The organism is Flavobacterium sp. (assembly GCF_043756175.1).
In the GTDB taxonomy this organism is placed as follows: Bacteria; Bacteroidota; Bacteroidia; order Flavobacteriales; family Flavobacteriaceae; genus Flavobacterium.
This window is the reverse complement of the sequence record NZ_JAYURN010000030.1, coordinates 39,645-52,811: the sequence shown is the minus strand read 5'-3', so window position 1 is coordinate 52,811 and position 13,167 is coordinate 39,645. Positions and strand designations below refer to the sequence as shown.

Annotated in this window: 16 protein-coding genes; 7 read left to right on the top strand and 9 right to left on the bottom strand. The window is 30.7% G+C overall.

Annotated elements, in window-relative coordinates:
• Positions 1–453: 453 nt before the first annotated feature.
• The 4 genes from ACH2BP_RS01795 to ACH2BP_RS01780 all read right to left on the bottom strand — a co-directional run bounded on the left by ACH2BP_RS01795 (position 454) and on the right by ACH2BP_RS01780 (position 4,269).
• A complete protein-coding gene (locus tag ACH2BP_RS01795) occupies positions 454–1,305 on the bottom strand; it encodes a S1 RNA-binding domain-containing protein (RefSeq protein WP_395056422.1) in 852 nt (283 codons plus the stop codon).
• 105 nt (positions 1,306–1,410) lie between these two features.
• On the bottom strand, positions 1,411–1,755 hold the full coding sequence (locus ACH2BP_RS01790) for a DUF2853 family protein (RefSeq protein ID WP_395056420.1): 345 nt from the start codon (positions 1,753–1,755) through the stop codon (positions 1,411–1,413).
• A gap of 66 nt (positions 1,756–1,821) precedes the next feature.
• Complete coding sequence (gene menD, locus ACH2BP_RS01785; RefSeq protein ID WP_395056418.1) at positions 1,822–3,474, bottom strand: 2-succinyl-5-enolpyruvyl-6-hydroxy-3-cyclohexene-1-carboxylic-acid synthase; 1,653 nt, start codon at positions 3,472–3,474, stop codon at positions 1,822–1,824.
• A 120-nt stretch (positions 3,475–3,594) separates the two neighbouring features.
• Positions 3,595–4,269, bottom strand: coding sequence for a hypothetical protein (locus tag ACH2BP_RS01780; protein WP_395056416.1), 675 nt, complete (start codon positions 4,267–4,269; stop codon positions 3,595–3,597).
• A gap of 76 nt (positions 4,270–4,345) precedes the next feature.
• Here ACH2BP_RS01780 and ACH2BP_RS01775 point away from each other — a divergent pair, with 76 nt between their 5' ends.
• From ACH2BP_RS01775 to ACH2BP_RS01755, 5 genes are read left to right on the top strand one after another with little or no spacing between them, the layout of a single operon-like run.
• Positions 4,346–4,843: a GNAT family N-acetyltransferase gene (locus ACH2BP_RS01775; protein WP_395056414.1), complete on the top strand. Its 498-nt coding sequence runs from the start codon at positions 4,346–4,348 to the stop codon at positions 4,841–4,843.
• 48 nt (positions 4,844–4,891) lie between these two features.
• A complete protein-coding gene (gene prmA, locus ACH2BP_RS01770; RefSeq protein WP_395056412.1) occupies positions 4,892–5,725 on the top strand; it encodes a 50S ribosomal protein L11 methyltransferase in 834 nt (277 codons plus the stop codon).
• Positions 5,726–5,765: 40 nt separating this feature from the next.
• On the top strand, positions 5,766–6,041 hold the full coding sequence (locus ACH2BP_RS01765) for an ATP-dependent Clp protease adaptor ClpS (protein WP_395056410.1): 276 nt from the start codon (positions 5,766–5,768) through the stop codon (positions 6,039–6,041).
• Between the two features lie 40 nt (positions 6,042–6,081).
• Positions 6,082–7,371: a sterol desaturase family protein gene (locus tag ACH2BP_RS01760; protein ID WP_395056408.1), complete on the top strand. Its 1,290-nt coding sequence runs from the start codon at positions 6,082–6,084 to the stop codon at positions 7,369–7,371.
• Positions 7,364–8,032: a lysoplasmalogenase gene (locus tag ACH2BP_RS01755; protein WP_395056406.1), complete on the top strand. Its 669-nt coding sequence runs from the start codon at positions 7,364–7,366 to the stop codon at positions 8,030–8,032. The genes ACH2BP_RS01760 and ACH2BP_RS01755 overlap by 8 nt, the downstream gene beginning before the upstream one ends.
• On the opposite strand, the gene ACH2BP_RS01750 is transcribed toward ACH2BP_RS01755, so the two are convergent.
• Together ACH2BP_RS01750 and ACH2BP_RS01745 are read right to left on the bottom strand one after the other, a co-directional pair.
• Positions 8,029–8,442, bottom strand: coding sequence for a DUF6691 family protein (locus ACH2BP_RS01750; protein WP_395056404.1), 414 nt, complete (start codon positions 8,440–8,442; stop codon positions 8,029–8,031). The two genes, ACH2BP_RS01755 and ACH2BP_RS01750, sit on opposite strands and share 4 nt — an antisense overlap.
• A gap of 4 nt (positions 8,443–8,446) precedes the next feature.
• Positions 8,447–9,004, bottom strand: coding sequence for a YeeE/YedE family protein (locus ACH2BP_RS01745; RefSeq protein WP_395056430.1), 558 nt, complete (start codon positions 9,002–9,004; stop codon positions 8,447–8,449).
• Positions 9,005–9,072: 68 nt separating this feature from the next.
• Here ACH2BP_RS01745 and ACH2BP_RS01740 point away from each other — a divergent pair, with 68 nt between their 5' ends.
• Positions 9,073–9,525, top strand: coding sequence for a 2-dehydro-3-deoxyphosphooctonate aldolase (locus ACH2BP_RS01740; RefSeq protein WP_395056402.1), 453 nt, complete (start codon positions 9,073–9,075; stop codon positions 9,523–9,525).
• Positions 9,526–9,592: 67 nt separating this feature from the next.
• Here the strand turns inward: ACH2BP_RS01740 and ACH2BP_RS01735 are convergent, their stop codons facing one another.
• Both ACH2BP_RS01735 and ACH2BP_RS01730 read right to left on the bottom strand, forming a co-directional pair.
• Positions 9,593–9,928 (bottom strand): c-type cytochrome, encoded by a 336-nt coding sequence (locus ACH2BP_RS01735; protein ID WP_395056400.1) that lies wholly within the window; start codon positions 9,926–9,928, stop codon positions 9,593–9,595.
• 57 nt (positions 9,929–9,985) lie between these two features.
• A complete protein-coding gene (locus tag ACH2BP_RS01730) occupies positions 9,986–11,176 on the bottom strand; it encodes a pyridoxal phosphate-dependent aminotransferase (protein ID WP_395056398.1) in 1,191 nt (396 codons plus the stop codon).
• Positions 11,177–11,303: 127 nt separating this feature from the next.
• Here ACH2BP_RS01730 and ACH2BP_RS01725 point away from each other — a divergent pair, with 127 nt between their 5' ends.
• On the top strand, positions 11,304–12,620 hold the full coding sequence (locus ACH2BP_RS01725; protein ID WP_395056396.1) for an aspartyl protease family protein: 1,317 nt from the start codon (positions 11,304–11,306) through the stop codon (positions 12,618–12,620).
• A gap of 32 nt (positions 12,621–12,652) precedes the next feature.
• Here the strand turns inward: ACH2BP_RS01725 and ACH2BP_RS01720 are convergent, their stop codons facing one another.
• Entirely contained in the window at positions 12,653–13,087 is a 435-nt protein-coding gene (locus ACH2BP_RS01720; RefSeq protein ID WP_395056394.1) for a DUF1573 domain-containing protein, read from the bottom strand.
• Positions 13,088–13,167 lie beyond the last annotated feature (80 nt).

Genomic DNA, 13,167 nt, shown 5'->3' with positions numbered 1-13,167 from the left:
TTGTCGCTCTAGCATTTGGTATCTTTTTCGCAAGTTGTAAAAAAGAAATAGAAACACCAGCTGAGGAAATTACCACAGAGCAAATAACTCCAGAAGTTGTAGATAGTATAGTTACTGATACAGTAGCCCCTATGGTTGAACCAAAAGATTCGATAAGCAAGAAATAATCGCTTCAATCTTTAATATTTATAACTAAACCACAGGCAATAAAGCGAATATTGGTTTTACATTGTGGCAGCTCCGGAGAGTTGTTTAAAAGACAGAGTACAAAAAAATTAGAATAAGAATAGAGTTTGCTCTACATTGAAAGAAATTATTCTAGTTAAGTTTATTTAATTTTTTGATTTTAGTAAAGCATGTTATTATCACTTTACGTATGTTATCGTCTATTTTTGAAAAGAAATAGACAGAAAAATGCCAACCTTGATTATTAAAGTTGGCATTTTTTGTTTTTTATTCTTTTACCAAATATATTCCGTCTTCTTTTATTTCAATCAACTTTTCTTTATACAAAGTCCCAATGGCTTTTTTGAATGTTTTTTTACTCATTTTCAAGACTGTTTTGATATCTTCTGGATGAGAATCATCGTTTAGACGAAGAAAACCTCTGCTTGCTTTTAGCTCGTCGAGAATAACCTGTGCACTTGGTTCTACTTTTTCGAAACCTAATTTTGTTGCCGATACATCTATTTTTCCGTCTGGGCGAATGTTTTTTATGTAGCCTACAATTCTGTCTCCAGTTCGCAAATCATCATATACTTCATTTTTGTAAAGTAATCCTTTGTGTTTTTCATTGATAATCACATTAATCCCTACTTCGGTGATATGAGAAACGATTAGATCTACTTCTTCCCCGTTTTCGACCGTGATATTATCATTATTTAAAAACTGATTGGTTTTGCTAGAGGCTACCAATCGGTTTGTTTTTTCGTCCATATAAAGGTAAACTAAATAACGTTTTCCTTTTTCCATCGGTCTTGCTTGCTCTTTAAACGGAACTAGAATATCTTTTTCCATTCCCCAGTCCATAAATGCACCTACTTGGTTTACATAATTTACACGCAAAAGTGCAAATTCATTCAACAAAATATAAGGTTCTAATGTTGTAGCTACTGGTCTTTCTTCGTGGTCTAAATATACAAAAACGATAAGCTCCTCGCCTATTTCAAATTCGTTCGGGATATATTTTATAGGCAATAAGATGTCTTTACTTGGATCTTTATTTTCTTCGGGCAAACCTAAATATAATCCGACTTTAGTTTCTCTAAGTATCGTTAGCGTGTTGTATTTTCCTATTTCAATCATTTTATTCTATTTTCTTAATGTGGCAAAGGTACAAAGTTTAGAAGTTGTTCCAATAAAAAAGCGTTTCATTTCTGAAACGCTTATATTATATAGGAAAACTAATTACTATTTGTTGTAAACACTTTCTTTTTTGAAATGTATTGCAAGTAAATAATAAACTACTGCTCTGTATTTATTCTTGTTAGACTTACCATATTTTTCCATGACAGCTTCGATTCCATTATCTAAATCAGCACCGTCTTTTAAACCTAATTTCTTAATTAAGAAATTATTTTTCACCGTATCTAATTCAGATTGTTGGCTTCCTGCCACTGTCGCTGCATCTTTATTGTAAATAGATGGTCCGCAACCAACAGTTACTTTTGTTAACAAAGCCATATCGGCAGTATATCCACATTTTTCTTTCAAGTCTGCTGCGTAAACAGCAATAAGTTCGTCTCTTTTGCTCATAATAATAGTTTGTTGTGTTATTTTAAAATCAAATATAATAGATTTTATTATATTTTTTAAAAAAAATCAAGTCAAATTCTTAAAATAATTCAATAATATCGAATCATTAACTTTTGTAGGTGTAAACACTTCTAAAATTATCGATTTCTTAACATTTAGTACGATTTCTACGTTTTCATTTAATGATTTTTCATCAAAAGCCTTTTCATATTCAAAATCATACATTTTAGCAAGATATTCTGCTGTTAAATGATGCGTAGTTTCAAAATACGTATTAAAGGTTTCATTTTCTTCATGTCCTGGTAATATTCTAAAAATGCCACCACCACCATTATTTAGTAAGATTATTTTGAAATTTTTAGGAATATAATTATTCCATAATGCATTACTATCATACAAAAAACTAATGTCTCCAGTAATGAGAATCGTTTCTTTGCCTGAAGCTAATGCAGCTCCAATGGCTGTCGATGTACTTCCATCGATTCCGCTTGTACCACGATTACAAAATACTCCTATATTAGAATCTATAGGTAATAATTGTGCATAACGGATTGCTGAACTATTACTGATTTGCAATTGACTATACTTCGGTAAATTTTTTAATATAATTTCGAAAGCTTTAAAATCTGAAAATGGAATTGTTTCTAAATAGATTTCGGTTTTCTGGGCTCTTACTTTTTTTATTTCTAAAGTATTTTTCAAATAATCACTTTCTACAGGAATTATTTTTGGGATAAGTTCATTAAAAAACACATTTGGCGAAACTTCAAAATGTTTTGTCAAACAACCAAAAGTATCATATGCACGTAAGGCATCGATATGCCAGTGTTCTTGCGATTTGTATTTTCTAAGAAATGCTTTAATCCTTTTAGAAACTATCATTCCGCCAATAGTTACTAATATTTCTGGTTGAAAGTTGATGAAATCATCATCAGTAAATGGTGTTATAATCGTATCTATATTGGTAATAAAATTAGCGTGATGCACGTTTGATGTGACTTCGGTCATTACAACCACCGAATTATCATTTGCTAAAACATCTAGAATAGATTGTTGGATAAAATTTGGATCGCAACCACCAATTAATATTAATTTTTTCTCAGCTTTATTCCATTGGTTTACAAAAAAATCTAATTTTTCTAATTCCTTATTTTTTGTATCAAAATCTATCATTTTAGTATTAACAGAAATTGTATCAACTGTCTCATACAAAGGTTCTTCAAAAGGAGCGTTAATATGAACTGGTCCTTTTTTGGTCACAGCAAAATGTATTGCCTTTTGAATTTTAGCATCGTTTTCTTCCGATGCTTTTTCAACTAAATTAGCATTGTACAAGCTGTGATTAGCAAATACATTTTCCTGACGAATGGTTTGCCCATCACCAATATCTATCTTATTTTGTGGCCTATCGGCAGAAATTACCACTAGTGGAATTTGGCTATAAAAAGCTTCAGCAAAGGCAGGATAATAATTAAGTAATGCAGATCCTGATGTGCACACAACAGCGACTGGTTTTTGCAATTGTTGTGCTATACCTAGTGCGAAAAATGCGGCACATCGCTCATCGGCAATGCTATAACAGGTAAATTCTGGATTATTTGTAAAACCAATAGTGAGCGGCGCATTGCGTGAACCTGGAGAAATTACAATATGGCATAATCCTTTAGCTTTACAAATTTCGATGATACTTTGTGCTAAAGGTATTTTTGGGTAAATCATTTTTTTAGTTTCTTCCGAAAAGTATTTAAAATTTGGTTGTCAGGAACCGCTTTTTCAATTTTACAGGAAGAAAAATTTCTTCATGGCGGTTTCAAAGAACCAAAGTTACAAATATGAAAGCTAATTAACATATTTTTCTTCCTCTTTTAAAATCAAAAATTTATAAAAAGTGAAATGAGAAATGGCAAACGATAATATCACAATTTGATATATTGATTCGGTTTTTATGTAAAATTTATTTACAAAAAAGGCTCCTATTTGAACAACAAACAAAACACCACTTATAAGTAGCCAAAAGCTTTTTTTATCTGAATTATTCAGATAATTAATGATTCCAACCCCTCCTATAAATGAGGTTAAAAATGCATTTATAATCCATATAAAATAAACCTCTCCTAATGATGAAATTACAATTTCGATAATGTATAAATAAAAAACAAAAAAAGGAATCGAAGCTATTGCAAAAGTCAATCTGTTTTTTTTTGTTACCAAATCTAGAATTAAGATGACCAAACAAATTTTAAAAGATACAGAACACAAGGTAGCAAAAATAAAGCCTGATGGCGTATCAAGATAAAAATAAACAGTAGCTAATTGATATAACAACAAAGCAACAACGTAGAGTATTTGTATTTTTCTTGAAGTTATAAAATATAAAATAATTAAAATTGGAATTCTTATTGCCCAAGAAAATATTTTTAATTCCTCTATTCCTATTAAAGAAGAAATACTATATAAAAAAAGATTTATAAAGTATAAAATTATTAATATTTTAGATAGGTTAGTTAACTTCATAACCATAAATTTACTGTTTTTATTTTCAATAAAAAATAAAAACAGTAAATTTAAAACACACAACGCTACAAAAAGTATGTCAATAACTACCCGTTTTGCAACAATTGAAGACATGACTTCAGTATTAGAAATTGTAAATCATGAAATTTTACACTCAACCTCTATTTGGGATTATGATATTAGAACATTAGAACAACAAATCTCTATTTTGAGAAATAAAAAGGAAGATAACTTCCCTTTTATTGTGGCAGAAAAAGAAAGCAAAATTGTTGGTTTTGGGACTTATGGATCATTCAGATTTAAAGTTGGGTATCGATTTACAATCGAACATTCGGTTTATGTACATAAAGATTTTCATGGAAATGGAATAGGTAAATTACTGTTATTAGAATTAATTTCTTTGGCAAAAGCCCAAAAATTGCACACGATGATTGGCGTGATCGATTCTGAAAACCAAAGCAGTATTACTTTTCATGAGAAATTTAATTTCAAAACCGTTGGAATCATTAAGGAATCAGGTTACAAATTCGATCGTTGGTTAGATTCTGTTTTTATGCAATTGATTTTAGATTAACACCAGATTTAAAATTTGATTCTTACCTTTGCAAAAATAAAAATTACCATGTCAAACATATATTTAGGTTATCACTTCTCGATCGAGCCAAAAGAACTAGGTTCAGAAATTCTTATTGCCGAATTAGGCGAAAAAGCTTTTGAGAGTTTCATAGAAACAGAAACTGGTTTTTCAGCTTTTGTACAAAAATCACTTTGGACAGCTGATATTCTTGAAGATATTTCTATTTTAGAAAATCCAGAATTCAAGATTTCTTACACTTTCGAAGAAATTGAGCAAGTAAACTGGAACGAAGAATGGGAAAAAAACTTTGAAGCGATTGATGTAGATGGAAATTGTCACGTTCGTGCACCTTTTCATCCAAAAACCAATGCAGAATTTGATATTATTATCGAGCCAAAAATGAGTTTTGGAACTGGACATCACGAAACGACACACATGATGATTCAGCATTTATTAGAAATAGATGTTACCGGAATGAAAACCTTAGACATGGGTTGTGGCACAGCGATTCTTGCCATTCTTGCCGAAATGAAAGGCGCTCATCCAATAGATGCAATAGATATTGACAATTGGTGTTACCTGAATTCTATCGAAAATGCAGAACGTAATAATTGCAAACACATTACGGTTTACGAAGGAGATGCTGCTTTGCTAAAAGGAAAAAAATACGATTTGATTATTGCTAACATCAATCGTAATATTTTGCTAAACGATATGCAAGCCTATGTAGATTGTCTGAATCCTAAAGGAACGATTCTTTTTAGTGGTTTTTATACCGAGGACATTCCTTTTATAGACGCTTGTTGTACCGAAAAGGGATTAATTTATGTAAAAAAACTGGAACGAAACAATTGGGTATCATTAAAATATGTAAATTAGTCTTAAAATTTTAAATTCAAATGTCTTAAAGTCCTAAAAAATGGCAACAATAGAAAAAACACAAGTAGCAACTGATGTTCTAGAATCGGTAGGGATAAACAACGAAATTGTATTATTTAACGATGATGTAAATACTTTCGATCATGTTATTGATACTTTAATTAGAGTTTGCAATCACGACGAATTACAAGCCGAACAATGTGCATTACTTGTGCATTATAAAGGCAAATGTGTTGTGAAAACAGGAACTTTTGATGAGCTAAAACCGCAATGCTCTTCCCTACTTGAAGCGGGTTTGAGTGCAGAAATAATTTAGCAGCAAAAATAAATTTCAATAAAAGTTTTAAGAATTAAAGATGGAAGAATACGGAAAAATACTAATTATTGCAATGCCCCTTTTTTTATTATTAATAATAATAGAAAAAATATATGGTTATTACAAAGGCATCGACCACGCTCCTTTGATGGATAGTGTTTCGAGTATAAGTTCTGGAATTACAAATTCTGTAAAAGATGTTTTAGGCTTAAGTATTTCGTTATTAAGCTACGAATGGTTGGTTAGTAAACTAGCAATTTTTAGTTTAGAAGCAACTATACTAACCTATATTATTGCTTTTTTTATTATCGATTTTTATGGTTATTGGACACATCGTTGGGCGCATCAAATTAACTTTTTTTGGAACAAACACGCCATTCACCACAGTTCGGAAGAATTTAATCTGGCTTGTGCGTTACGACAAACTGTTTCGAGTTTTATAAATTTATTCACCTTTTTACTTATTCCTGCTGCAATTTTAGGTGTTCCTGCTACAGTTATTGCTATCACACTTCCTATTCAATTGTTTTTGCAATTTTGGTATCATACTAGATATATTGGAAAAATAGGTTTCTTGGAAAAAATATTGGTTACACCATCTCACCACAGGGTTCATCACGCTATTAATCCTGAATATATGGATAAAAATCATTCCCAAATATTCATTTTTTGGGACAAATGGTTTGGAACTTTCCAAGAAGAATTACCAGAAGTCCCAGCCGTTTTTGGAATTACGCGTCCTGCAGAAACGTGGAATCCTTTTAAAATAAACTACCAACATTTATGGATTTTAATTAAAGATGCTTGGTATGCAGAAAGTTGGAAAGACAAATTCAGAATTTGGTTTATGCCAACTGGCTGGAGACCTGAAGGTTTTGATGAAAAATATCCAATTCACAAAATAGATGATGTCTTTAATTTTGATAAATATGGAACTGAAAATTCTAACATGCTAATTGGTTGGTCACTTACACAAATGTTTATTACGCTAATTTTTGTCAGTTACTTGTTTGATAATATTTCAAACATAGGACTAACTAATATTTTTGTTTATGGTACTTTTATATTTGTCACAATATATAGTTATACCGATTTGATGGACAAAAACAAATATTCGTTTGTTTGGGAAATTATCAGATTTATTTTTGCATTAGGAATTATTCGTTATTATGGCGATTGGTTTGGGTTAAACTCAGTAATATCAATAGGAAGTTACTTAGTTTTAGGTTATTTATCTGTTTCATTATTAGTAAATATTTACTTTATAACTATCGATTTCAAATTAGAAACCTCAGAAAACAAAGAAATCTTAAATATTTCAAATGAGTAAATTATTAAATTATTTCATAGCAATAAGTACTTTTTATCTATTATTAATCATTTTTGGTCAAGACAATATTGCTTGGTATTTTAAATCATTTCTATTACCTTTTTTAATTTTAGCAACCTATAAATCTGAGGTATTTCCAACAAAAAAATGGTTGTTGCTTGCCTTGATTTTTTCTTGGATTGGTGATATTATCTTAATGTTTGCAGACAAAGGCGAATTGTATTTTATTTTCGGTTTGGTTTCGTTTTTAATTGCTCATATTTTGTTTATAGTACTTTTTCTAAAACAAAAATCTGAAGGAAATTATGCTAAAAATTGGCCATTTTGGTTGGGTTTTGTAGCGGTTTTGGTTTATTTAGGAAGTATGTTGTCGTTATTGTATCCAAAACTAGGAGATTTAAAAATCCCTGTTTCGGTTTATGCTTTTACCATTTCATTAATGCTTGTTATGGCTATAAAAGGTTATTTTTCTTGGCAAAAACCCATGAATGTATTAATCCTAATTGGCGCCATATTTTTTGTAACTTCAGATAGTTTCCTAGCAATTAATAAATTTTACAATCCTATTTTGAGTACCAACTTCATTATTATGTTTACTTATATTGTAGCACAATACTGTATTACAGTAGGGATTTTAAAACTAAATAAAAAAAAAGATTAATGAGGTAATTTATCTTTTATCACACCATAAAAGAAGGTGCCGAGAAGTGCTCCAATTAATATAATACCAACACTCATAAATCCTGCGCCAATAAGTATAAAAATAGGGCCAGGACAAGAGCCAACTAATGCCCACCCCAATCCGAAAAGCAAACCACCAATCCAATAGCGGAACGAGCCTTTTTCTTTGTCTATAATTTCGATGGGCAATCCATCTATATCTTTCAGTTTGTTTCTTTTAATAATTTGTATTCCGATGACTCCTGTGGTCACGGCAACTCCAATAATTCCGTACATGTGAAACGATTGAAACATAAACATTTCGAATATTCTGTACCAAGAAACAGCTTCAGATTTGGTTAAAACCAATCCGAAAAGAAAACCAACTGCTAAATATTTAAGTAAATTCATTGTCTTAAAATAAAAGTGGAAAAATAAAATGAGCCATAACTAAACCGCCTATAAAAAACCCAACAACTGCTTTTAGCGATGGTAATTGTAAATTACTAAGTCCCGATATTGCATGGCCAGAAGTGCAGCCGCCAGCATAACGAGAACCAAATCCTATTAAGATTCCGCCTGTTAATAAAATAGAAATCATTTTCAGAGATTGAAAAGCTTCCAATCCAAAGATACTATTGGGTGCGATTTTTCCCTCTGGTGCTTCGATGCCAAATTTAGATAACTGATTAATCGTTTCAGGATTTATAGCCACATTTGAAGTGTCTGACAAAAAATGAACCGCTACAAATCCACCCATCATAGCACCAAGAACCACTATTAGATTCCAACGTTGTGATTTCCAATCCCAATCGAAAAACGAAACGTGTTTTCCAACTCCAGTCATAGAACATAAACTCCTAAGATTAGACGACATTCCGAAATGCTTTCCAAAATATATTAATAGAAGCATGACCATTCCGATTAAAAAACCAGAAATTGACCAATGCCAAGTTTGAGAAATAAAATCCATCATTTAATTTTTTACAAAAATAGTAGAATGTTCTTATATTTGTTACAATATATTTAAAGTTTTATAAAATGAAAAAAATATTGTTTGTTATTTTGATATGTTCAATATTCACATCTTGTATTAGTACAAAATCGACTATAAAAAACATTGATGATTCCGTTATTGGACCAGCACTAAATGAAGGTTTCGGTAGTTTTATCATTACAAAAAATGCGACTTCAAAAAAATATGGTTACAATCAAGATTATCCTGTAAATGTAAATTTTACTTCGGTGGAAGATGGTCCGAAAAATCAAATTCGGTTTCTAAATGCTTTGGCAGGACCAAAAGGAGAAAAAATAATTTATGTAAAAAAAGATGCTTGTTGTCCTTTTCCAACTAAAAAAATAGATACTGGAGCTGGTACAATTGACACTTTCGAGATAACTTGGGAAGGACAAGCCAAGCCTTTTTTACTTTACATAAACAAATTCGAAAAAGGCGAATTATTAATTCCTGTTGGACTTTCGGCTCGAAAGTAATTTCAAATTAAAAAATCGCAAATTAAAATAATAATTTGCGATTTTTAATTTAAGTAAAACAGATTTATTACAACTGAGAAAATATATAATTAGAAATTCCAACCATTTGTGCATCATCGAGTCTAGCTTTCTTTTGCATACGAATTAAAACTGGTTTCCAACCTTCTTGTGTATGTCTAGCTACTTGAGGTAATTTATGACATTTTGCACAATTGTTTTCGTAAAGACTTTTTCCTGCAGCTAATTCTGGCGTAAGTTCCACTTTTGGAGCTTCATTTACTGGTGTAACAACTTTTGGCGAACAAGAATATATGAATATCCCTAAAATGGCCACTGCTATAATTCTTGCTGTACTCACAATTTTAAAATTGTTTTTTTTGTGTTCGTGAACCTTCGGTTTCATAATTTTTGGTTTTTTTTGAATTGTAAATATATATAAAAAACAACAGTTTTAAATCAACTAGTTTTTATACACTTTCAAAGCTTCTCCAAGAATTTGAACTGACTTAATTAAGTCTTCTTTTTTCAGTACGTAAGCGATTCTAACTTCATTTTTACCAACATTTGGTGAGGAATAAAATCCTGCAGCTGGAGCAACCATAACGGTTTCTTTATTATAATCGTAACTTTCTAGAAGCCATTGTGCAAAATGATCCGCATCGGTTACAGGAAGCTGTGCGATACAATAAAATGCTCCTTTTGGAGTAGCTACTTTTACGCCTGGAATTTTATTTAATTCAGTGATAAGTGTGTCACGACGTTCTTTGTATTCGGTAATTACTTCGTCGAAATAACTTTGTGGTGTGTCTAGAGCGGCTTCACTGGCAATTTGTTCGTATGTTGGCGGACTTAAACGTGCTTGCGCAAATTTCATCGCAGTTGCCATAACCTCTTTGTTTTTAGAAACAATACAACCAATACGTGCGCCACACATACTGTAACGTTTTGAAACTGAATCGATCATGATAGCATTTTCTTCGATTCCTGCTACATCCATAATAGAATAATGTTTGTATCCGTCGTAAGTAAACTCACGGTACACTTCGTCAGCAATCAAGAATAAATCATGTTTTTTGACTAAAGCGGCTAATTGCTGAATTTCTTCTTCTGAATATAAATAACCAGTAGGATTTCCTGGATTACATATAAGAATTGCTTTAGTTTTTGGTGTAATTAATTTTTCGAAATCCGAAATTGGAGGCAATGCAAAACCTGTATCGATTGTCGAAATTACTGGAACCACTTTTACACCTGATGCAGTTGCAAATCCGTTATAATTAGCATAAAAAGGTTCCGGAATGATAATTTCTTCACCAGTATCTATAGTACTTCCCATCGCAAAAAGTAAAGCTTCAGAACCACCAGTTGTAATGATAATATCTTCTTTGTTTATAGGCAATCCAATCTTCTGATAGCTTAAGGCTAATTTTGTTCTGTAACTATCAAAACCTGCAGAATGACTGTATTCTAATATTTTGATATCTGCATTTTTTACTGCATTTAGCGCTACTTCAGGTGTTTTAATATCGGGTTGACCAATATTTAAATGATATACTTTATTGCCGTTTTTTTTAGCAATTTCGGAATAAGGAACCAGTTTTCTAATCGGAGATTCTGGCATTTGATGTCCTTTGTTTGATATTTTTGGCATGATGATAAATTTTGATATGCAAATTTGCAATTTTTTATTAAATAATTTCCTCAAAAATGATTCAAAATTGTTAATTCTGTTTTTTCTTACAAAATTATTAGTAACTTTATAGAAACATCAGTCCTCAATGAAGAAATTCTATTTACTTTTATTTATCCTATTTACTGTATTATCGTTTTCTCAGGAAGGATTCCAGTTTTCAACTCATAAAAAAAAGATAAAAGTTCCTTTTGAGTTAATTAATAATTTAATAATAATTCCAGTAAGTGTAAATCAGGTAAAACTCAATTTTTTATTGGATACAGGTGTCGAAAATACAGTACTTTTTAGTTTAGATAATGTAGATTCATTAAAATTTAAGCATATTGAAAAAATAAAAATAAGTGGTTTGGGTAGCGGAAACACAATTGATGCTTTCCATTCTAAAAAAAATGACTTTACAGTAAGCGGGTTTGGAGATAACAATCATGAAATATATATTATTTTAGATCAGGAAATTAATTTTTCTTCGCATCTAGGAATACCAGTCCACGGAATTATTGGATATGAATTTTTTAAAAATAATTTTATAGAAATAAATTATAGTAGGAAAATATTAAATATTTATAAAAATAGCCAAGATTTTTCTATCAATAAACTTAAGCAATATGATGAAATTCCTATTTCTTTAGAATTACAAAAACCATATATAAAAACCCTAACAAAGTTAAACGATAAAGATATAAAAACAAAATTGCTTGTAGACTCTGGCGGAAGTGATGCTTTGTGGTTGTTTGAGGATAAAGTAAATATTCTATCTCCAAAAAAATATTTTATAGACTTTTTAGGTAGAGGTTTTAGCGGAAACATATATGGCAAACGGTCTAGAATTGAAAAAATTCAAATAGGGAAACATGAAATATCTTATCCGACAATATCATTTCCAGACTCATTGTCGCTACAAAATGCAAACATGGTCGAAGGTAGGAACGGATCTATAGGAGGCGAAATTCTAAAAAGATTTGATGTGCTTTTTGATTACCCGAACAAAAAAATGTATATCAAAAAAAATACAAATTTTGATGAGCCATTCAATTATAATATGAGCGGAATCGAAATACAACATAACGGATTACAATGGATAAAAGAAGAAGTTGAACTAAAACCTAAATTTGTAAATACAGAATTTGCAGTAATAGAAGACAGAGAAAAAAGTATAAAATATAATTTTTCACTAAAACCAGTCTATGAAGTTTCAAACGTTCGTGATGATTCCCCTGGAGCAAACGCAGGAATTAGAAAAGGAGATACAATTCGCAAAATAAACAGAAATTGGGCTTTCAAATACAAACTAAAAGACATAACGGAACTATTACAATCAGAAGAAGGAAAGATTATTTATATGGAAGTAGAAAGAAATGGCATAATCATAAAAGTCAGATTTGAACTTAAAAAAATACTATAAAAAAAGTCCCTCAATTTTGCGGGACTCATTTTTTAATTACTAGGCAAAGATTTTTTCTTTTCCATCATATTCACTTCTTCTGGGACAACTACCGTACCTTTTATTTTCAAGGGAACCATACCACCCTCGAAGTTTATAGCGTTCGATTCTACAGTAATTGTTTTTCTAATAGGACCAGGATTCATATTATATTTTACATCAATCTTCCCTGTTTTTCCTGGCAAAATTGGTTCTGTTGGCTTGGTAGGAACCGTACAACCACAAGAAGATTTCACGTCTTTAATAATAAGTGGAGCATCACCTGTATTTGTAAACTCAAATGTTCTAATTCCACTATCATCACTTTTTGTTACAGTACCATAATCAATAGTATTATCTTTGGCCGAAAACTCAATTTTAGCACCACTTTGCGCCTGAGATGCAAAACCAAAAGCACCAATTGCTATAAGAGTAAAAATTTTTTTCATTTCAATTTCAATTTCAATTTATTAGTAAAAATAGATTTGTTTCTGTAAACATACAAATGTTTTAACACTCTTTTTATATT